Consider the following 20,542-nt stretch of genomic DNA (forward strand, 5'->3'; position numbering starts at 1 on the left):
ATCAGTGCTCGGTCGGATCAGTACTTGACCTGGACGTCGTCGAGATAGAGGTTGACGTCGTAGCTGGTCTGGTCGCGGTACAGCCAGATCGCGTCGAGCTTGACCGTGCTGGCAGTGATCGCGCCGTTGGCGTTGCCGACCCAGGCGTCCCACTGCGCGGCGTCGTCCAGGCGCCACTCCAGGTAGGTCCAGGTGCCGGCCGGGATCGCGCGGCTGACCGAACGCTCGGTGCCGTCGCTGTCGTCGATGCCGAGCGCGGCGCTCATGCCGGTCGCGCCGGTGTAGACCCAGAACCCGACCTTGCCGTTGGCGCGCGTCAGCGTGGCGTTGCTGGCCGGCGTGCCGCTGGCCGACAGCAGGCGCACCGCCCAATCGCTGGCGCTGGCGGTGTCGTCCTTGAGCAACACGCGCAAGGAGCATTCGCCGTTCTTGCGGGTGGCGCAGTTGCGCTCGCCGAGCGAAGTCGCGGCGATACCGGTGGTGCTGCCCGAATACGCCGGGCCGGTGTCGAAGTGGCCGACCGTGCTCTCGAAGCTGTCGATCACCGTGCCGGTGCCGCTGCCCGGGTTGAGCAGGTTGTAGTAGCGCGCCCAATCCCAGTTGATGCCGGGGTCGGTGTGGTCCTGGCCGCTGTAATGCTGGTGGCCCTTGACCTTGACGCTGGTCGGCAACACGTTGATGCCGCTGCCGGCCGGACCGCGGAACGCGCTGGCGCAGCTGATCGCGCTGTAACGGGCGCAGAAGTGCCGGGTCAACGCCGCCGAGGCGTTGTACATGGCGCTGGTGTACCAGCTGGCGTTGTTGATGAAACCTTCGTGCTCGATGCCGAGCGTGGTCTTGTTGTGTATGCCGACGTGATGCGAGGCGCGGTCCTCGCGCACCATCTGGGTGATCTGGCCGTCCGAGCTGCGGATCAGATAGTGCGCGCTGACGCTGTAGGGGTTGCTCTGGAACCAGGAGATGCTGCCGGCGTAATAGCCCTGCATCGTGTGGATGGTGACCGAGTCGTACGAGGTCCGGGTGGAGTGGTACGGCGAGGCCACCCACAGCGCCGGGCCGTAGTCGGTGCTCTTCGTGTCGGCGCTGTCGAGGCTCGGCGCGGTCAGGGTTTCGCTGAGCGGGTCGATGGCGTAGCCGCCGCTTTTCAGGCCCGGGGTTTCGACCCGATCGTTAGCCAAGTCCAAACGCACGAACGGTGCGCGCAGTTGCACCAGCTTGCGCGCGTCGAAGGCGCGCTCCCAGGCCACCGGACGCTCCGGCACGACGATGCCGCGGTCGTTGACGCCCTTGTCCTGGGCCAGCAACACATCGAAGGCGAAGCTCGAACGCGCGTGGTCCTGGATGGCGCTGCGCGCGAGCGCGTTGCCGCCGCGGGCGAAGCCGGCATAACGCTCCAGCGCCGGGCGCGTGGCCTCGGGCGTAGCCTTCGCACCGACGCCATCGGCGCGCAGCTCGCGATCGAGCAAGGCGGCGGCAGCGAGGATGTTGCTCAAGGGATCGCGCTGCACCCGCGCCGCCGGCACGCCGAGCAGCCGGGCGCCCTCGCCGACTTGGTCGGCGAAGCCTTCGCCGCGGTACAGGCCCATGACGCCGTAGGAGCGCGGCATGTGTTGGTGCTGCTCGCCGTATTGGGCCGTGCTCGGCTGCAGGTGCTGCCAACGGCTCATGACGTAGGCAACCGATTCGAGCGTGCCGGCCGGGATCGCCGGGTAGCGCGCATAGGCCTGGCGGAAGTAGTCGGCATAGACGGCGCGGTCGACCCGCGCCAGCGATTCCTCGATCTGCAGACGCTGGGCCAGGCCGCGGTCCTCGGGCGCCGGTCCGGCGTTGGCGAGCCAGGGCGCGGCGAGGGCCAACAGGCCGACCACGGCGAGCGACAGCGACGACGGCAGGCAGGTGGCGAACCGGCGTTCGGAATATTTGTTCATTTTTGTTTCCCCATGAGAATTAAAAATTCCCCGCGGGGTCCTTGTACTGCATTTGCCTGACTGGCAAGTGCTGTTCGAGGCGGTTTTGCGTAGCAAAATCGCGATCCGCGACTTCCATCACCCCTGAACTGCGCCGGCTGGCGCCTGGTCTCACGGGCGCCGATCCGGCCTATCCCGGTGCAGGAAGCACGCTGCGCTGCACCGCGTCATCTTCCTCCGGCGGCCGGCGGCCTTCATCCTCGGGCTGACCCCAGTGGGGTCTCCCGGCTCCCCGCGTGCCCGGCCCAAGCGCCTCGCCGCGGCCCGGAAACGCATAAGGCCCGGACATGCCGGGCTTCGGAAACTACAAGGCCCGGACATGCCGGGCTAACGGAAACTACAAGGCCCGGACATGCCGGGCTTCGAAAACTACAAGGCCCGGACATGCCGGGCCTTGCGACGGCGAAACCAGGTGCGGATGCGGCGGCGTGTCGCCGCGAACGACCCGCGAACTCAGTTCGCCGGCGCGAACTTGATGTCCGACGGCGCCACCGCTTCGAGCGTCTGCACGGTCTTGCCGAGCCTGCCGTCGGCGGGATCGCGCTCGATGACCACCAGGTTGCCGCTGTGTTGGTTGGCGACGATCAGATGGCGGCCATCGGGCGAGAGCGCGAATTCGCGCGGCCCGCGGCCTTCGCTGCTGCGGCGCTGCAGCGCCGACAAACGCCCGCTGTCCGCATCGACCGCGTACACGGCGATGTGATTGTCCTCACCGCGGTTGCTCGCATACAAAAAGCGGCCGTCGGCGGACAGATGCAGCGCCGCGGCGGCATTGCCGCTGCTCCGGCCCGGATCCATCGCCAGCGTCTGCACCGGTTGCAGGCGGCCATCGGCGTAGTCGAGCACCACCACTTCGCCGCTCATCTCCAGCGTCAGATACGCATGCCGTCCGGAGGCATCGAACAGCAGATGACGCGGGCCGCTGCCGGGCGGCAGTTCCAGGAACGGCGTCGCCGCCGCGCGCAGCGGACGTTCGCCGCTGCGCGCCGGGTCGTAGCGATAGGCATAGACCTTGTCGGCGCCGAGGTCGGCGGCGAACACGTGGGTGCCGTCGGGCGACGGCACCGCGGCATGCACATGGGTCGACAGCTGGCGTTCGCGATCGGCCTGGCTGGCGCGATGGGTCAGCACCTGCACCGCCGACTGCAGGCGGCCGTCGCCGTCGACCGGCATCACCGCGAGCGTGCCCCCGGGATCGGCGTTGACCGAATAGTTGGCGACGAACAAATAGCGCCCGTCCAGGCTCAGCGCCGCATGCGCGGGCTCGTCGCCGAGACTGTTGGCCTGCGACAGCGGCCGCGAGCGGTCGCCTCCGCGCGCGAGGGCGAAGCTGCTGGCGCGGCCGACCGGATCGTCCGACTCGGGGCCGTTCTCGTTGACCGCGAACACGCGGCGGCCATCGGCGGAAAAGACGAACCACGAGGGGTTGTCGGTCTCGATCACTTCCAGCGGCTGCGGCTCGATGCGCCCCTGGGCGGGGTCGAAACGATAGCGGCCGATGCCCTTGCAGACCGCACCGGTGTAGCAGCCCACCAACAACTCAGGTTGCGCCCGCTGTTCGGCGGCGGTGGCGGGTGCGGTAACAAGCGTCATCGACAGGCTCCAGGCAAGCAGGGGGGATCGCAGGATCATCGGGCTCTCCGGCGCCGGCGGCGCGACGCCCGATCCTGCACCAGCGCGCCGCGATGGCCAAGCCTGGGCGGTCGCGGCGCTTGCCTTGTAATTTCACGACAGCCGAAGCGGCCGGCAGTTGGGCGAATTCGCCCGCGGTTTCCCGCGTTTGGCGGGGGCGCCGGACTTTCATGGCGCCCCGGACTCACCGCCGGCATCGCCGCGGCCGCCCAGGCCCCGCGCCGAAACCTGCCGCCGCGCGGACTGGGCCGGGCACGACGGTGCGCGTATCCTGAGCGCCGAATCTCCAACGCCCCGGTCGCCCCGCGCCGGGTCGGCCTCGTACCACGTCAGTTCACTACCGAAAGAGCGCCAGCATGACCGACACCCCGCCCGACCGCCTCTCCAACGACACGCGCAGCCCCTATTACGACCCGGCCGTGCTCGAACGCGGGATCGGCCTGCGCTTCAACGGCGTGGAGAAGAACAACGTCGAGGAATACTGCGTCAGCGAAGGCTGGGTGCGCCTGCCGGTCGGCAAGTCGCTCGACCGCCGCGGCAACCCGATGACGATGAAGGTCAAGGGCCAGGTCGAGCCCTATTACCTGACCGAAGCACCGCAGGCCGACTGAGTCCGCCTGCCCGCGCCGCGCCGTTGCCCATCGGGGCACGGCGCGTCGCCATGTTGTTTGCTGACATTTTTTTGCGGGCGATGTCTTAAACCCGCCTCCTGGATCGTCGATACAGCAACAGCCCCCGAATGCCGCGCCCGCGGCGGGGCGCACCGCTACGACCTTCCGGAGATCCGCATGTCCCTCGCTGCCAGCCTGTTGTTGTTCAAACTCGTCTTCATCGCCGGTCTGGCGTTGTGGCTTACGGTGGTCGCGTTCAACAACCTCATCGCCTTCCGCAACGGCGTGTTCGCGCTCGGTTCGATCATGCGCATGGCGCCGTTCGAACAAGCCCCGGCGATCCAATCGCCCCTGCTGTCGCGCAGGATCGAGCAGACCTCCTGGCACCGCGCCGCGTTCTCGATCGTGCTCGGCGCCGAGATGGTCACGGTCGTGCTGTTGTGGGCGACGGCCGCCGCCCTGGCCGGCCTCGCCACCTCCGCCGACGCGATCATCCTGGCCAACCTGGCGCTGACCGCGCTGATGGCGACCAGCTTCCTGATGGCGGTCGGCGGCAGCTGGTTCGCCTACTACATCCGCCAGGACAACCTGCAACTGATCCACTTCGTCCTGGTCGCGGTGGCCGTGCTCGGCCTGCTCGCGGTCAATCTGCGCCCTTGAGCGCAGCGTCCGGGCCTGCTCAGGCGGTGGCGGTCTCGCGCCACTGTTCGCACAGCCGGCGCATGTCGCCGGCCAGGGCCGGCACCGGTTGCGGCAAGCGCAGCGCCGCTTCGAGCACGGCGCAGGCGCGGTCGCGGTCGCCTTCGGCCGCGGCCGACAGGCCGCGCGCATAAGCGCCGAGCGGATCGGCCTGGGCCAGCACCGGCGCCAGCCACTCGCACGCGTCCTTGGCGGTGCCGCGCATCAACAGCAGCTGCGCCAACTGGAAACGGGCGACGACGAATTCCGGCAACACCGCCAGCACCGCGCGCAAGCGCTCCTCGGCGCGATCGAACAGGCCGAGCTGGGCGTGTTGGATCGCCAGCAGGTACTGCACGTGCAGATTGTCCGGTTCGCGTTCGAGCACGCGCTGCAGCAGGCGCACGGCCTCGACATCGCGCGCCTGGTGAATAGCGTCGAGCGCAAGCCGCAGCAGGTCGGCGGTGGCGAGCCGGTCGGGGGTCATCGGGGCCTGGCGCCTCCCCGGCGCCGGCATTCGTAATGAACGCAGATTGTGGACCAAGCCGGGCCAACGGAAAACGACGGCGGTCATAACGAAAAGCGAAGACGCACTTGCCTAGTGTGGCCATCGCCGTCGCCTCGACCCCATCGCGCGCCGGCCGACGTTCCCAAGACGCACAACCCGATCAACGGAGGATCACCATGTTGCTGCGCAACCGCCCCACCCCCACCCGTTTGCCCGCTGCCGCCCTCGCCTGCGGCATCGCCTTCGCCCTGCTGCTGGGCGCCTGCGGCAAGAAAGTCGAACGCGCCGACGCGCCCGCTTCGGCCGAAGCGGTGTCGATGCCGATGCCAGCGAAAGTCCTGATGGCCGAGCCCGACCAGTCGGCCCCCGCCAACACCGAGAAATACGCCGAGATCGAACCCAACCCGATCCACCGCGCCGCCGAGCAACCGGTCTCGACCTTTTCCATCGACGTCGACACCGGCAGCTACGCCAACGTCCGCCGCATGCTCGCCGCCGGCGAACTGCCGCCCAAGGACGCGGTGCGGGTCGAGGAGCTCATCAACTACTTCGACTACGGCTACCCGGCGCCAGAGTCGAAGGACACGCCGTTCAAGGTCAGCACCGAGCTCGCGCCGGCGCCGTGGAACGCCAAGCATGTGCTGATGCAGATCGGCATCCAGGGCTACGACGTCGACCGCAGCGAATTGCCGCCGGCCAACCTGGTGCTGTTGATCGACACCTCCGGCTCGATGGACGAGCCCGACAAGCTGCCGCTGCTGAAGAAAGCCTTCGCCCAGTTGGTCAAACAACTGCGCCCGCAGGACCGGATCTCGATCGTGGTCTATGCCGGCTCGGCCGGCCTGGTGCTGCCGCCGACGCCGGGCGACCGCGGCGGCGAAATCCTCGACGCACTCGAACGCCTGCAGGCCGGCGGCTCGACCAACGGCGGCGACGGCATCCAGTTGGCCTACGCCACCGCGCGCCAGGCCTTCATCCCCGACGGCATCAATCGTGTCCTGCTCGCCACCGACGGCGACTTCAACGTCGGCACGGTCGACCAGAAGGCGCTGGAGACCCTGGTCGCCGACCAGCGCAAGTCGGGCATCGCCCTGAGCACGCTCGGTTTCGGCAGCGGCAACTACAACGACGCTATGGCCGAGCAGCTGGCCGACGTCGGCAACGGCAACCACGCCTACATCGACAGCGCCCTGGAGGCACAGAAAGTGCTCGGCGAAGAACTGGGTTCGACCCTGCTGACCATCGCCGGCGACGTCAAGATCCAGGTCGAGTTCAACCCGGCGGTGGTCGCCGAGTACCGTTTGATCGGCTACGAAAACCGCCTGCTGCGGCGCGAGGACTTCAATAACGACCGCGTCGACGCCGGCGAGATCGGCGCCGGCCACGACGTCACGGCTTTGTACGAAGTGGCCCTGGTCGGGTCCGGCGGCGAGTCGGTCGATCCGCTGCGTTACGCGGCGGCGAAGCCGGCCGGCGAGGCCAAGGCCGACGACGGCGTGCGCAAGGACGAACTCGCTCTGCTGCGCCTGCGCTACAAGCGTCCCGGCGAGAACGACAGCCGCCTGATCGAGACCCCGTTGCGGCGCCAGGACATCGCCGCACGAGCGAGCGAACGCCTGCGCTTCGCCGCCTCGGTGGCCGGTTTCGGCGACCTGCTGCGCGGCGGTACCCACGTCGACGCGAACTTCGGCTGGGACGGCGTGATCAAACTCGCGGCGGATGCGCGCGGCGACGACCGCAACGGTTATCGCGGCGAATTCCTGCGGCTGACGGAAACGGCGCGCGGGCTGCAGGCCTCGGCGCCGGCGCGCGGTGCGGCGGTTGGCGGGGAATGAACTGCGGGCATTCCCTGGCTAGGGTGAGGGCGCTCTTTGCTTTGCCTTGAATAACTAGCTACGGCCGCACCAGCGTTACGCGCCCCTCATCCCCCCCCTCTCCCGCACGCGGGAGAGGGACTTTCGGCGGAGCGATCAGGCGCCCTGCGCCACCGCGGTGTCGCGCTTGTGGAAGCCGACCGCGTAGTACAGCACTACCAGCAGGATCAGGAACGCGGGGCCGACATACAGCGCCACGCGCGTATCCGGGAAGTACGCCATCAGGCCGACCACCAGCACCAGGAAGGCCAGCGCGACCCACGAAGCCACCGGATACATCGGCATCTTGAAGGCCAGGCGCGCGCGTTCCTCGGCGCTGAGCGCCTTGCGGAAGCGCATGTGCGAAACCAGGATCACCGCCCAGGTCCAGATCGCGCCGAAGGTCGAAATCGAGGTCACCCAGACGAACACTTCCTTCGGCGCCAGGTAGTTCAGCAGCACGCCGAACAGCAGCGCCACCACCGACACCAGGATCGCCGCGCGCGGCACGCCGCCGCGCGAGGTGTTGGCGAAGAACGCCGGCGCCTGCTTCTGCTGGGCCAGGTTGTAGAGCATGCGGCCGGTGCTGAAGATGCCGCCGTTGCACGAGGACAGCGCCGCGGTCAGGACCACGAAGTTGATGATGCCGGCGGCCTCGCGGATGCCCAGGCGCTCGAAGGTCATCACGAACGGGCTGCCGGTGGTGCCGAGCTCGTTCCAGGGGTACAGCGACAGGATCACGAACAGCGCGCCGACGTAGAAGATCACGATGCGCCAGAACACCGAGTTGATCGCATCGGGAATCGACTTGCCGGGGTTGGCGGCCTCGCCGGCGGTCAGGCCGATCATTTCCACGCCGAGGTAGGCGAACATCACCATCTGCAGCGACATCAGCACGCCCTGCGCGCCGTTCGGGAAGAAGCCGCCGTGCGCCCACAGGTTGCTGATGCCGATGGCCACGCCGTTGTTGCCGAAGCCGAACACGATCATCGCCAGGCCGGCGAGGATCATCACCACGATGGTCACGACCTTGATCATCGCGAACCAGAATTCGAACTCGCCGTAGGCCTTGACCGTGATCAGGTTGACCGAGCCCATCGCGATCAGCGCGGCCAGCGCCCAGATCCACTGCGGCGTATCCGGGAACCAGACCTGCATGTAGATGCCGACCGCGGTGATCTCGGCCACGCAGGTCACCAGCCACAGGAACCAGTAGTTCCAGCCGGTCAGATAACCGGCGAGCGGCCCGAGGTAGTCGCGGGCGTAGCGGCTGAAGGAGCCGGCGACCGGGTTGTGCACGGCCATCTCGCCGAGCGCGCGCATGATGATGAAGATCGCCGCGCCGCCGAGCAGATAGGCCAGCAGGATGCCGGGGCCGGCCAACTTGATGGCGTTGGCCGAGCCGAGGAACAGGCCGACGCCGATCGCGGCGCCGAGCGCCATCAGGCGGATATGGCGTTCGCTCAGACCGCGATGAAGTTCCTGCTGGTTCGTCTGCATCGGCGAGGCTCCCGGAATCGGTCCGGCACGACGCCCGCGCTGCGCTCAACGCGGCCGGACCGGAATCGGCGAAGCATACCCCGGGGTGGCGCGATGCGGCAGGCGGGGCGAGACGGCTCCAGCTGAAACCCCAAGTTGCCTCGCCTCCTTTCCCCTCTGGATTGAAGCCCCTCTCCTACTTGTGGGAGAGGGGTTGGGATGAGGGGCGCGGAATATGGCGATGCCGACACCCACGCCCTCATCCGGCCCTTCGGGGCACCTTCTCCCGCTTGCGGGAGAAGGAAAGATCGCCCCCGCTTGCCGGAGAAGGAAAAGCAGCTCTCCCGCCCGCGGGAGAAGGCAAAGACCGCCTCATGCCGCGCATACCTCAACTCTTCAACTTGTACCCGGTCCGGAAGATCCACCACACCGCGACCAAGCACAGCAGCATGAAGCCCGTGGTCATGCCGACGCTGAGGACGATGTCGACATCGGACTTGCCGTAGAAGCTCCAGCGGAAGCCGTTGACCAGGTAAACCACCGGGTTGAACAGCGAGACGCTGCGCCAGAACGGCGGCAGCATGTCGATCGAGTAGAAACTGCCGCCGAGGAAGGTCAACGGCATCACGATCATCATCGGGATCATCTGCAGCTTCTCGAAGCCGTCGGCCCACACGCCGATGATGAAACCGAACAGGCTGAAGGTGACCGCGGTCAGGACCAGGAACACCGCCATCCAGACCGGATGCACGATCTCGAAGTCGACGAAGAAGCGCGCGGTGATCAGCATCAGGATGCCCAGCATCACCGACTTAGTCGCCGCGGCGCCGACGTAGCCGGCGATCACCTCCAGGAACGACACCGGCGCCGACAGCAGCTCGTAGATCGTGCCCGACCATTTCGGCAGGTAGATGCCGAAGGAGGCGTTGGAGATGCTCTCGGTCAGCAAGGCCATCATGATCAAGCCCGGCACGATGAAGGCGCCGTAGCTGACCCCGCCGATCTCGACCATGCGCGAGCCGATCGCCGAGCCGAACACGATGAAGTACAGCGAGGTCGACAGCACCGGCGTGGCGATGGACTGCATCAGGGTGCGGAAGGTGCGGTGCATCTCGAAGAAATAGATCGCCTTGATCGCGTGCCGGTTCATGCGCGCACCTCCGCGCCGGCCTGGCGCGGCGACTTGACCAGGTTGACGAAGATTTCCTCGAGCGAGCTCTGGCTGGTGTGCAGGTCCTTGAAGTCGATGCCGTGCTCGCCCAGCCGCCGCAGCAGGGCGGCGATGCCGGTCTCCTCGGATTGCGCATCGAAGGTATAGATCAGCTCGTGGCCGTCGTCCGACAGGCTCAGCGCATCGCTGGCCAGGGCCTCGGGCAGGGCCGACAGGGCGGTCTGCAACTGCAGGGTCAACTGTTTCTTGCCGAGCTTGCGCATCAGCGCGCGCTTTTCCTCGACCAACACGATCTCGCCGTGGTTGATCACCCCGACCCGGTCGGCCATTTCCTCGGCCTCGTCGATGTAGTGCGTGGTCAGGATGATGGTGACGCCGCTGTCGCGCAGCTGCGACACCATCGCCCACATCTCGCGACGCAGCTCGACATCGACGCCCGCGGTCGGCTCGTCCAGGAACAGAATCGTCGGCTCGTGCGACAACGCCTTGGCGATCAGCACGCGCCGCTTCATGCCGCCGGACAGGGCCATGATCTTCTCGCCGCGTTTTTCCCACAGCGACAGGTCGCGCAGGACTTTTTCCAGATACGCCGCGTTCGGCGCACGCCCATACAGGCCGCGGCTGAACTTGACCGTGTCCCACACCGTCTCGAAGGCGTCGGTATGCAGTTCCTGCGGCACCAGGCCGATCGCCGAGCGCGCGGCGCGGTAGTCGCGGACGATGTCGTGGCCGTCGGCGAGCACCTGGCCGCCGCTGGGATTGACGATGCCGCAGACGATGCTGATCAGGGTGGTCTTGCCGGCGCCGTTGGGCCCGAGCAGGGCGAAGATCTCGCCGCGTCGGATGTCGAGGTCGACGCCCTTGAGCGCCTGGAAACCGCCGGCATAGGTCTTGGTCAGGCCCTTGATCGAAACGATCGCGGGTGCGTCGCTGCGCGCATGCGCGGACAGCGGGGAGGATTCGGAAACGGACGGCATGGACACTCCGCGGAGGCGATGACGCGGACGACGGCGCGAGAGTCGCGCCGGGCGCGTGCGGTCGCCCAGTGTACGGCCGTCGCGCGCCGGCGGTGCAGGCCGGCGCGCGATGGCGTGCATGCTTCGTGCGTCAGCGCGCGGACACCAGCGCGTCCAGGCGTTCGAAGCATTCGCCCCAACCCGGGATGACTTCCTGCTGCTCGGCTTCGACGCGCTCGGCGATCGAACCGAAGCGCATCTCCAGGGTCAGCAAGGTCTTGCCGGCGCCGTGTTCGGCGAAGGTCACGGTGACGCGCGACTGCTGCGAAGGCTTGCTGTCGTCGTCCCAATCGTCGATGTAGACCAGGCGCTCGGGCGCGACGATCTCCTGATAGGTGCCCTTGATCGGGTACTCGGCGCCGTCGGACGCGACCATGCAGATGCGGAACATGCGGCCGACCGCGACGTCCATCTGCCGCACTTCGCTGTTGAAGCCGTGCGGCCCCCACCACTTCGCCACTTGCACGGGGTCGGTCCAGGCCGCGAACACCAGCTCGCGCGGGGCGTTGAGAACGCGCTGCAAGGTGATGCTGTGGTCGTCGACGCTGTGGGTGGTGCGGTCGGAGGACGCGGTGTCGGCGGTGCTGGAGCCATCGAACGTCATGGGAATTCCTCGGGCGAAAGGGGAAGCCGCGCGCCTTGGTCGGCGCCGGGCCTTGCAGGGCCTACATATAAACCGATCAGCTAATTAACCTAAACGGAAAGTACAGCGACAGACCGAAGCGGTCAAGCCCTTCGTCTCGATCGATTCGCGGCCGCGGCCAGGCGAGCCGCCAAGCCTCAACCGGCGAGGCCGCCCGGGGGTTTGCGCGGGCGCTTCGGCCCCGGCGCCGATTGCCGGCCCTGCGCGGCGTCGATCTCGTCGATCCAGCCGGCGCGCGACCCGGCGAAGGCATCGGCGTAAGGCACGTAGGGTTTGATGTCGAGCACCGGGGTGCCGTCGAGCAGGTCCACGCCGCGCAGGATCAGCGCACCGGGTTCGACCGCGACCAGTTCTACCGCCGACAGCCCCAGCGGATTGGGCCGGTGCGGCGAACGCGTCGCCAACACCCCGCGCTTGGGCCCACCGCGCGGCGGCTTCACCTGCGCCTTCCAGCCCTGGCTGCGATGGAACGCGAAGATCAGCCAGATGCGTTCGAAGCCGGTCAGGTCGGCATAGGCCTCCGGCGCCAGGTCGTCGACGAATTCCAGCCGTGCCTCGACCACCTCGCCGCTCTGCGTGCCCTGCACCACCGTCGATTGGTGCGGCGCATCGATGCGCTGCGCATACGGCGAGCGCAGGTAAGCGATGGGGCGGCAAGCGAAAACTTCGGACATCGGACGTGGCCAAGCGTTGCGGAACCTCGGCATTGTCGCCGCAGCCCTCGCCGCACGTCGATCACCGCAGAGATAGGCGTCGTCGCTGCAGCCGGGATCGCAGGCCCTGCGACGGCCGCCCGGCAGATTGCCGCACCGATGCGGTGGTGCCCTGCGCATTCATCCGGCGAACGCCACGAGCGGATGCGATGCATGAGTTTCGTCACTGCTGCACCGCGCGGCCACGGCGTTATGCTCGGCGCCGCAGTCCTCGCGGCGCGCTCCCCAGCCCTCGCCGCTACGGACCCATCGACGAACGCCTTCCTGCCTGCCCCAGAGGACGCCATGAAATATCTGGTCATGATCTACAACGACGACAGCCTGATCGAAGCCCTGCCCGAGGGCGAGTTCGGCACGATGATGCGCGGCTGCCTCGCCCATGCCGACGCGATGCGCGATGCCGGCGTGCTGCTGGATTCGCAGATGCTCGCGCCGCCGGCGCAGGCGACCACGCTGCGCACGCGCAACGGCCGCACCACCTTCATGGACGGCCCCTTCGCCGAAGCCAAGGAATACCTGGGCGGCTTCAACCTGATCGAAGCGGCCGACATGGCCGAAGCCGTGCGCATCGCCGAGTCCTTCCCGTGGAGCCGCACCGGCCGACTCGAAGTGCGCCCAGTCGTGGATTTCGACGACGTGCGGCGCGAGTTTGCGTCCTGAGGGACAGCTGATCTGTCTTTGGTATCGCCTGCGTTTCATTGTCTCTGCGAACACGAACCGACATCAATGACGGCGATACCGCCCCATGCCGGTCGCTGTACGAACTGCGACCACGCGGTCGCGGCTCGCGCCGCTCCTACCCTGGAGCGGCGGCACCTAGGGGGTAGGAGCGGCGCAAGCCGCGACCGCGGTATCGCACGCCACCTCGCCTCGCTCAACAATCGCCGGATCGGTCACAAACCGATTCAGGCAATCCATACGTCGAGGCGATGACCGCTTTCCCCTAGCCAACCCGTTGGGTTCGGAACGGGGGACTCATCATGCACGCTCATTCCATCGCGCTCGGCGCCGCACTGGCGCTGAGCGCCGCCTCGCCCGCCTGGGCTCACGGCGGCGGCCTCAATGCCGAGGGCTGCCATAACGATCGCAAGCACGGCGGCTACCACTGCCATCGCGGCCCCGCCGCCAGCGGTAGCGGCTTGCGACCGGCATCGCCGCGCGCGCCCAACCGCGCCTCGTCGTGGGCCGCCGACAACACGGACTCGGCAGCCGACGACGGCGGCGCTTACGCCAATTGCAGCGCCGCGCGCGCCGCTGGAGCCGCACCGGTACGACGCGGCGATCCCGGCTACGGCCGGCATCTGGATCGCGACGGCGACGGCGTCGCCTGCGAATGAAGCACCCGCGAACGCGGCGAAGATCGTGAATTGGCGGCAACGGAATCTCGCGCCTACGCGGGTTTAACGCCTTGTCGCTGGCGGCGATGCGGCGGCAGGCGGAGAATCGGACCGTATCCCCACCGCATCGGAGCCCGTCATGAACCTCCGCATCGCCTTCGCCGTCCTGCTCTCGGCCGCCGCGCTGATGGCCGGGAACGCCGGCGCGAAGTCCCGCAACGTCACCGATCCCGACGCGCCGCGCGCCCTGCCCGAAGAGGGCCCGGTCGCCGTGCGCTGGGAAGACCCGGCACAGTTCACCGAAGTCCGCTACAGCCGCAACCGCTTCGAGACCGTGCGCGGCAATTGGGTGGAGCAACTGGCGCAGCACTTGCGCACCCGCGCGCAGAAGCGGCTGCCACAAGGCCAACGCCTCGAAGTCGACATCGCCGACATCAAGCGCGCCGGCGACTTCGAGCCCTGGCACGGCCCGCAGTTCGACGACACCCGCTTCATCCGCGAGATCTATCCGCCGCGCATCGTCCTGAACTTCAAGCGTCTGGACGCCAACGGCCAGGTCGTCGAGGAAGGCCAGCGCACCCTGCGCGACATGGGCTTCATGATGGGTGCGCGCAGCGTCAGCGACAGCGACCCCTTGCGCTACGAGAAGCGTCTGATCGACGACTGGCTGTCGCAGGAACTGAAAGCGCCGGGCGCCTGAGCGTTCGCGCTCCCGAGCGCATCGGCGTCCTTATTCGCTTCGGGTCTGTGTAGGGGCGAGGTAAGTCGCGACCCGAGCTCTCCACGCCCCCATCCAGGCAGGAGCGGCGCAAGCCGCGACACGCAACCGCAGCCACGACGCCATTGCGATGTCGCGGTCGCGACTCACGTCGCTCCTACAGGGAGTCGCTCGCAGGCGTGGGCGACCTCCAAACGACGATCGCCCCGGATGCTGGGCATCCGGGGCGATGTTTTTGGACGGGCGACTCGCGCCACCGGCCGCCGAGAACCCGGAGGGTGGCGGCACCCGATTATCGCGCTGCCCGTCCGCGGGACTTACTCCTGGGCGGCGTGCGGTTCCGCATTCGGGTCCATGTAGAACACTTCCCAGGTGTGGCCGTCGAGGTCTTCGTAGCTGCGCTGGTACATGAAACCGTAGTCCACCGGGTCCTTCGGGATGACCGCACCGGCGGCGATGGCCTTTTCGACCAGTTCGTCGACCTTCTCGCGGCTCTCTGCCGACAGGCCGAGCAGGGCCTCGACGCTCTTGGAGGTGTCGCAGATCGACTTCTTGGTGAAGGACTGGAAGAACGGCTCGACCAGCAGCATCACGAAGATGTTCTCGCCGACGATCATGCAGGTGGCGTTTTCGTCGGTGAACTTGGCATTGAAGGTGTAACCCAGTTGGGTATAGAAGGCGACCGCGCGGTCGAGGTTCTTGACGGCGAGGTTGACGAAGATCTTGGGCTGCTCGGACATGGCGAATCCTTTATATGGTCGGTTGGAGGGAGTGGCTTGGCGGGCGGGTCGGATAGGATCCCTTTACTGCCTGCTCCTTTCAACGACGAATCAGGATCGGCGCAATCGACAGGCTCGTGAATTTTTTTTGCCCCCCCCGCAGTCCCTACCCCCGGCCCGCAGGCCCCTGGCCCCTCCCCCTGTAGGAGCGGCATGAGCCGCGACCAAGGGCCGCGCAGAGACCGCACCGCTCGCGTCATCGATCGAAGCTGGGGACTATCGCAGGGTAGGAGCGGCGTCCTACTGGATTTCCTACGGGCACAAGCCGCGATCGCGCTGTATCGCTCTCGCGCCGTATTTCGGCCGCAGCCAATGTAGATTTGCACGCATCCCGTGGTGATCAGGTTCGAACGGAGCGATCCACAACGATGCGGCCGTCCCCGAGGGAACGGCCGCATCGGGCCTCACGCAGCATCAATCCTTTTCGGTGCCGATGACCTTGCCGGTGTTCGGATCGATCTTCACTTCGACGTCCTTACCGGCCGGGCTGTCGGCCTCGGCGTTCCAGATGCCGTCCTCGTAATCGACGTCATGGACGTTGGTGTAGCCGGCCGCCGCCAGCGCCGCGCGCACATCGCGTTCGCTCATGCGCGCGACCTGCTCGTTGGGATAGACCGTGCCGGTGCGCGGGTCGAGCCGGACTTGCACGCGGTTGCCGTCGCCGCTGCGCGCATCGGCATGCCATACGCCGTCGCCGAACTTGAGATCGTTGACCTTGGTATAGCCCTGTTCGGCCAGACGCGTGCGGATCTGGTGTTCGGTCAGGGCTTCGCTGGCTTGCGGCGTTTGCGCTACGGCGGCGACGGGGATGCAGGCCGCCAGGGCGAGCGCGAGCATGAGCGGCTTCATGGCGTACTCCTGTGCGTGGGGGAACCTCGATCTTTCGGCAAGCCACGCAAACGCGGCATGAACATTCGCGTGTTCATACGGGCATCGCCGATACAAGGAAGGCTTTAGCTGAATCCTTTCTCGCACGAAGTGCGATTTCAGGAAGCGATCATGCGTTCGTCACCTGGACGTAACGACGGCGCGACGCCCGAAACGTACGACGCAAACATGCAGATTCGCGGTCGCGACTCGTGACCGCAGGAAATCCAGCAGGACGTCGCTCCTACCCCTAGTCTGGACGTTGCGCCGCCACCAGCAACAGCATCGGCCGTTCGCGTTCTTCTTCCAGCGCGGGCGTCTGTGCGACCTGGGCGTCGCTCGGCCCCCACTCCTCGACGTGGGCGATCCGGAACCCGGCCGCGATCAAACTGTTGAGATAGGTACCGAGGGTGCGGTGCACCTTGCGCACACCGGGCGCGAACCAATGGGTAACGCGCGGGCCTTCGCTCTGGTAGCCGTTGACCGGCCAGGTCTTGCGGCCGTCGACATCGCTCGACCAACCCGGATGCGCAGGCGCGGTGTAGATCGGATGCTCGACGGAAAACAGCAAGCGTCCGCCTGGCACCAGCGCGCGATGGACCTTCGCCAGCAAGCCCGGCAGATCGTCGAGGTAATGCAAGGTCAGCGAGCTGTAGACCAGGTCGAACGCGGCCTCGCCCGGATCGAACCGATCCAGATCGGCACGGACGTAGGCAATGCCTTCGTCTTGGGTCGTAGCCCGGGCACGTTCGAGCATCTTCTCGGACACGTCGACACCCACCACTTCCGCCGCGCCCTGCATCCGCGCGTAGCGACAGAACCAACCGTAACCACAGCCCAGGTCGATGACCCGGCACCCGCGCAGCTCCGGCAGCTGCGCCTGCAGTGCCGGCCACTCCGGCGCGCCGACCAAGCCTTCGATCGAACGCCGCAGTTGCGAATAGCCTTCGAAGAAGGCCGGATCGTCGTAGATGTTCTGGGCCATGGTCGTCCGCTCCGATGCGGGCGCAGTATCGCCCAATCCCTGTCTAGGCAGCGTCGCCGTTAAGGGGTAGGAGCGGCGCAAGCCGCGACCGCGCTCTTCCCCGCAACGACGCGCTCTCGACGGGCTACCGAAGGAAATCCCCGTGGGACCTCCGCTCCTACAGGAGAAGGATTCGCGCGGTTATTACGGCAAGCCGGTGCGCCGTACTACACGTCCGCCCGATTCACGCCGCCACCGACTTGGCCAACAAACGCTCGATCGCCTCGTGCAACTGCGGGTGCGCCGGCACCCGGATGCCGAACTCGGCGCCCAGCACTTCGATCACGCTGTCGGCATCGGTCAGCTCGCGACGCACGCTGTCTTGCCCGAGCCGGTGCACGGCGAAGCTGCCGTTGTTGAACGTCTTGCGTAACCCCTCGCCGGTGCGGGCGACGAACAACTGGCCGAGGAAGGGCGATTCGGGATGCGCCGAGACATACCAATTGGCGACTTCGAAATCGATGTCGACCTGCCTTTGCAGATCGAACACGTACATGGCCCGCCATTCGTCGGCGACCTGCGCGCGCAGCAAGTATTGACCGTCGCGCGGCTCCACACGGTACGACTCGTGGGGCGTCGTTTGTTCCTCTTCGCTGTCCAGGCGCAGCGGCGCGGTCGGCACCATGCCGCCGAAGCCGACGTCGGCGATGTAACGAACGCCCTCGATCGTCACCAGCACCAGCAGATGCGTACGTGCCGGCAGGGCGTCCTCGGGGCCACCCATCAGCACCCGCCCGGTCAGGCCGCGCGCGTCGTAGCCGAGTTGCTGCAGCAGCGCCAGGAACATCCGGTTGAGTTCGAAGCAATAACCGCCGCGGCCTTCGTGCAGCAGCTTGCGCTCCAGCGAGGCCAGGCCGATCGGCACCGGCATGCGCAGCAAGGTGGCCAGGGTCTCGAACGGAAACTCGGCGGTATGCCGCCGCTGCAGTTCGCGCAGGCTGTGCAGGGTCGGCAGCGGCGCGCTGCGGTAGCCCAGGCGTTGCAGATAGGTGGTGAGTTCTTGCAGGCGTGGCGGCATCGCGTGGCCCTCGATCGCTTTGAAGTGCGGCCCACGCTAAGGCCTCAAGTGCGGTTGAGGTCAAGCGCGGGCTGCGCATCCGATATGCCGATCGCGTGCACACCCAGGTATCCGCGTTCGGGCCGTCGCGACCCCGCCTGTTCAGCAAGATCGCGGCGCCAGCTTTCGATAAAGCCGGCCTGCGGGCGGCGCTTGGGCAAGTCGCTAAGCTCGTCCGCGACAGCGTCGAGGCCCGGAATTCGTGCGGGGGAAGCGACCACGCCTCTTCCTATGTACGCCTCATTTCCCCATCGTCTTATCGTGACCAGCCTGCATTTCCGCAGGCGTCAGCCGGCCGTCGCCATCGGCGTCCATTTTCGCGAACATCGCCTGCGACCCGGCCTCGTGCTCCTCGCGCGACAACGTGCCGTCGGCATTGCCGTCGATGGTCTTGATCTTGTCGGCCGAGGACATGCGTTTGTCGCCTTTGAACGCAGCCTGGGCCGCATCCATTTCCGCCGCAGTCACGGTACCGTCGTGGTCTGCATCCATCGTGGCGAACATGTTGCCGGCGCCGGCCGCGTGCTCGTCGGCGCCGATCGAACCATCGCCGTTCTTGTCCATCATCGCGACTTGCGCGGCGACACCTTCCGACACCGCCGGCGCTTGTGTGGCAGACGGCGTGGATGGGGTCTCGGTCTGCGCGGGCGGCGCTGCAGCTTCGCCGTCCGGGGCCGCATGGCGGTCGCAACCGGCGATTCCCGCGGCCAACGCCAACGACACCATGGCGGCACCGGCACTCGTGAAAGCGCGTTCTGCGTTCATGACGAGCTCCTGTGGTGAACCACGGCAGCCTGCGCGCGCCAGGGTTACGCACCTGTCAATCTAGCGTTGCGGCCATCGTCACGCCTAAGCGCACGTATGCATGCATCGACGGCTTTCTTTCGACGCCGATGTCGCCGGCACCGCCGCGCTGCCGAGGCGAGCACGGCGGATCATCCAGGCCTAGGCCGCCAGCGCGGCGTCGTATTCGGCGGCGAACTGCAGCGACGGACGCTCGCCGCAGCGCTTGATCCAGGCCTGCACCGCGGGGTCTTGCGGCGCGCTGTCGGGGAACCAGGCGAACGGCGAGTGCAGCAGCAGATCGGCGGCGGTGTAGTGGTCGCCCATCAGATACGGCTGGTCGGCCAAGGCCTTGGCCAACCGCTCATGCAGCTGCTGTGGGCCGCGGAACGTGGCATGGACATAGGGATGGCTGATCTCGGCCGCCCCCAACAGCAACACCGGCTCGACCACGCCGCCGTACCAGCTCAGCCACGACAGATAACGGCCGCGGTCTTCGTCGCCGACCGCCGCGCCGAACTTGCGGTGCGCGTACAGATCGGTGAGGTAGAGAATGATCGCCGGGCTCTCCCAGATCTCCACTCCGTCGTGGATCAACAGCGGCACCTTGCCTTCCGGATGCGGGTTGCGCGCGTCGCCGTCGAAGGACTGGCCCATGCGCTGGATGTCGACCGTGCGGACCTCGACGTCGGCCAAGGCATCGAGTTCCTTGAGCAGCGAGATGATGCGCGTCGAGCGGGAGTGCGGTGCGTGGATCAGAGTGAGCATAAGGGCCTCGGAGTGATGGGTACCGGTCTTGCGCGGCAGGACCAAGGTAACCGCCATAGAGGACAGAATCGGTCCTCAATTAGATCCGGGCCGAAGCATTCGATCGCCGGGGATGCGGGCCGAGCGGAACAGCCACACGGCGGTCACCGCAGTTCGCGGCAAGCCGAAGGCCGGCCGCAGACGGCCGGGCGAACTCGGGTGGGGTCGAAGTCTTCGGGAGACGAAGCGGGCCGCGAATTTCGCACCAGCGCAGGCGCCAACGCGACCTGCGCAGACCGAGGCCGATCAGACGCCGATCAGGGCCGCGCTTGCACCGGCCGGTACTGCTTCTTGTCGCCGAAGGTCTTGCCCTTCGGATCGACGTTGGCACAGAGCTGGCCATCGCACAGGGTTACGTCGGCCTGGTTATAGGCGCGCAACAGGTCGGCGGCGACCCGGTTCTCGTTGATGTCGGCACGGTACTGCCACAGCAGCCAACCGCCGCCCGCGAGCAGCAACAGCACGCTGCCGAGCGCGGCACCGACCACTTTCCAGATCAGCTGCTTGTGCAGCCACTCCATGCGCTTGAGCTGGGCGGCGAGCGACTGCGAGCCCTCCTGCAGCAGGCCGCCGGCATCCTGCAGGCGGCGCTCGTAAGCGCCGACCGGCTGCGACAGGCCGCTCTCCAGCTTGCCCATCACCGCGCCGGGCAGATTGCGCAGGCTCTCGTCGGCCGATTGCCGCACCACCCCGGGCACTTGCTGCGCGAGCTGCTGCAACTGCTGGTAGACCGCGCGTTGGTGTTGCTCGATCTCTTCGCAGCGGCGTTCGAACTGCTCCATCAAGGCCGCGGTCTTGCTGACCAGGCCCATCAACTCGTCCTGTTGCATCCAACCGCTCCTCGGTGCGATCTCAAACCGTGCCTGTTTGCCTAAGGTCCCGCTGCCTCACATCACTGG

General features: G+C 67.2%; 22 protein-coding genes. 6 read left to right on the plus strand and 16 right to left on the minus strand.

The window, feature by feature from the left end; translation table 11 throughout:
- Positions 1–17 precede the first annotated feature (17 nt).
- Entirely contained in the window at positions 18–1,928 is a 1,911-nt protein-coding gene (locus ACKN61_RS21045; RefSeq protein ID WP_408951083.1) for an N-acetylmuramoyl-L-alanine amidase, read from the minus strand.
- A 492-nt stretch (positions 1,929–2,420) separates the two neighbouring features.
- Positions 2,421–3,599, minus strand: coding sequence for a lactonase family protein (locus ACKN61_RS21050; protein ID WP_408951084.1), 1,179 nt, complete (start codon positions 3,597–3,599; stop codon positions 2,421–2,423).
- Positions 3,600–3,955: 356 nt separating this feature from the next.
- On the opposite strand from ACKN61_RS21050, the gene ACKN61_RS21055 reads away from it, so the two are divergent.
- Together ACKN61_RS21055 and ACKN61_RS21060 are read left to right on the plus strand one after the other, a co-directional pair.
- Positions 3,956–4,210 (plus strand): DUF3297 family protein, encoded by a 255-nt coding sequence (locus ACKN61_RS21055; protein WP_031371055.1) that lies wholly within the window; start codon positions 3,956–3,958, stop codon positions 4,208–4,210.
- Positions 4,211–4,387: 177 nt separating this feature from the next.
- Complete coding sequence (locus ACKN61_RS21060; protein WP_408951085.1) at positions 4,388–4,870, plus strand: DUF2165 family protein; 483 nt, start codon at positions 4,388–4,390, stop codon at positions 4,868–4,870.
- A 19-nt stretch (positions 4,871–4,889) separates the two neighbouring features.
- On the opposite strand, the gene ACKN61_RS21065 is transcribed toward ACKN61_RS21060, so the two are convergent.
- On the minus strand, positions 4,890–5,375 hold the full coding sequence (locus ACKN61_RS21065; protein ID WP_051884577.1) for a M48 family metallopeptidase: 486 nt from the start codon (positions 5,373–5,375) through the stop codon (positions 4,890–4,892).
- A gap of 338 nt (positions 5,376–5,713) precedes the next feature.
- Between ACKN61_RS21065 and ACKN61_RS21070 the strand changes: the two genes are divergently transcribed.
- The gene (locus ACKN61_RS21070) at positions 5,714–7,231 is read left to right on the plus strand and encodes a vWA domain-containing protein (RefSeq protein ID WP_408953883.1); all 1,518 of its coding nucleotides are present in this window, start codon (positions 5,714–5,716) and stop codon (positions 7,229–7,231) included.
- Positions 7,232–7,366: 135 nt separating this feature from the next.
- On the opposite strand, the gene ACKN61_RS21075 is transcribed toward ACKN61_RS21070, so the two are convergent.
- The 5 genes from ACKN61_RS21075 to tsaA form a co-directional block, all read right to left on the minus strand.
- Positions 7,367–8,749: an amino acid permease gene (locus ACKN61_RS21075; protein WP_223621392.1), complete on the minus strand. Its 1,383-nt coding sequence runs from the start codon at positions 8,747–8,749 to the stop codon at positions 7,367–7,369.
- A gap of 367 nt (positions 8,750–9,116) precedes the next feature.
- Positions 9,117–9,878 carry an ABC transporter permease gene (locus ACKN61_RS21080; RefSeq protein WP_031371050.1) on the minus strand — a complete coding sequence of 254 codons (762 nt, stop codon included), beginning with the start codon at positions 9,876–9,878 and terminating at the stop codon, positions 9,117–9,119.
- Positions 9,875–10,876 (minus strand): ABC transporter ATP-binding protein, encoded by a 1,002-nt coding sequence (locus ACKN61_RS21085; RefSeq protein ID WP_408951086.1) that lies wholly within the window; start codon positions 10,874–10,876, stop codon positions 9,875–9,877. Before ACKN61_RS21085 ends, ACKN61_RS21080 begins: the two co-directional genes overlap by 4 nt.
- A 130-nt stretch (positions 10,877–11,006) precedes the next feature.
- Positions 11,007–11,519 (minus strand): SRPBCC domain-containing protein, encoded by a 513-nt coding sequence (locus ACKN61_RS21090; RefSeq protein ID WP_408951087.1) that lies wholly within the window; start codon positions 11,517–11,519, stop codon positions 11,007–11,009.
- 176 nt (positions 11,520–11,695) lie between these two features.
- Positions 11,696–12,232, minus strand: coding sequence for a tRNA (N6-threonylcarbamoyladenosine(37)-N6)-methyltransferase TrmO (tsaA, locus tag ACKN61_RS21095; protein ID WP_408951088.1), 537 nt, complete (start codon positions 12,230–12,232; stop codon positions 11,696–11,698).
- Positions 12,233–12,556: 324 nt separating this feature from the next.
- Here tsaA and ACKN61_RS21100 point away from each other — a divergent pair, with 324 nt between their 5' ends.
- From ACKN61_RS21100 to ACKN61_RS21110, 3 genes are all read left to right on the plus strand, one after another.
- Positions 12,557–12,931, plus strand: coding sequence for a YciI family protein (locus tag ACKN61_RS21100; RefSeq protein WP_408951089.1), 375 nt, complete (start codon positions 12,557–12,559; stop codon positions 12,929–12,931).
- Between the two features lie 320 nt (positions 12,932–13,251).
- Positions 13,252–13,608: an excalibur calcium-binding domain-containing protein gene (locus tag ACKN61_RS21105; RefSeq protein ID WP_408951090.1), complete on the plus strand. Its 357-nt coding sequence runs from the start codon at positions 13,252–13,254 to the stop codon at positions 13,606–13,608.
- Positions 13,609–13,747: 139 nt separating this feature from the next.
- Positions 13,748–14,308, plus strand: coding sequence for a DUF3016 domain-containing protein (locus ACKN61_RS21110; protein ID WP_408951091.1), 561 nt, complete (start codon positions 13,748–13,750; stop codon positions 14,306–14,308).
- 335 nt (positions 14,309–14,643) lie between these two features.
- On the opposite strand, the gene ACKN61_RS21115 is transcribed toward ACKN61_RS21110, so the two are convergent.
- From ACKN61_RS21115 to ACKN61_RS21150, 8 genes are all read right to left on the minus strand, one after another.
- The gene (locus ACKN61_RS21115; RefSeq protein WP_408951092.1) at positions 14,644–15,066 is read right to left on the minus strand and encodes a VOC family protein; all 423 of its coding nucleotides are present in this window, start codon (positions 15,064–15,066) and stop codon (positions 14,644–14,646) included.
- Between the two features lie 453 nt (positions 15,067–15,519).
- Positions 15,520–15,954 carry a PepSY domain-containing protein gene (locus tag ACKN61_RS21120; RefSeq protein ID WP_408951093.1) on the minus strand — a complete coding sequence of 145 codons (435 nt, stop codon included), beginning with the start codon at positions 15,952–15,954 and terminating at the stop codon, positions 15,520–15,522.
- 268 nt (positions 15,955–16,222) lie between these two features.
- Positions 16,223–16,957, minus strand: a complete 735-nt coding sequence (locus ACKN61_RS21125; RefSeq protein WP_408951094.1) for a class I SAM-dependent methyltransferase — start codon at positions 16,955–16,957, stop codon at positions 16,223–16,225.
- 223 nt (positions 16,958–17,180) lie between these two features.
- Entirely contained in the window at positions 17,181–18,014 is an 834-nt protein-coding gene (locus ACKN61_RS21130; protein ID WP_408951095.1) for an arylamine N-acetyltransferase family protein, read from the minus strand.
- A gap of 44 nt (positions 18,015–18,058) precedes the next feature.
- Positions 18,059–18,274: a hypothetical protein gene (locus ACKN61_RS21135; RefSeq protein WP_408951096.1), complete on the minus strand. Its 216-nt coding sequence runs from the start codon at positions 18,272–18,274 to the stop codon at positions 18,059–18,061.
- A 19-nt stretch (positions 18,275–18,293) separates the two neighbouring features.
- Positions 18,294–18,818: an EF-hand domain-containing protein gene (locus ACKN61_RS21140; RefSeq protein WP_408951097.1), complete on the minus strand. Its 525-nt coding sequence runs from the start codon at positions 18,816–18,818 to the stop codon at positions 18,294–18,296.
- 180 nt (positions 18,819–18,998) lie between these two features.
- A complete protein-coding gene (locus tag ACKN61_RS21145) occupies positions 18,999–19,661 on the minus strand; it encodes a glutathione S-transferase family protein (RefSeq protein WP_408951098.1) in 663 nt (220 codons plus the stop codon).
- A 239-nt stretch (positions 19,662–19,900) separates the two neighbouring features.
- The gene (locus ACKN61_RS21150) at positions 19,901–20,473 is read right to left on the minus strand and encodes a relaxation protein (protein ID WP_408951099.1); all 573 of its coding nucleotides are present in this window, start codon (positions 20,471–20,473) and stop codon (positions 19,901–19,903) included.
- Between the last annotated feature and the right edge of the window lie 69 nt (positions 20,474–20,542).

This window comes from Lysobacter sp. Hz25 (genome assembly GCF_046097045.1).
Classification (GTDB): Bacteria; Pseudomonadota; Gammaproteobacteria; order Xanthomonadales; family Xanthomonadaceae; genus Lysobacter; species Lysobacter antibioticus_B.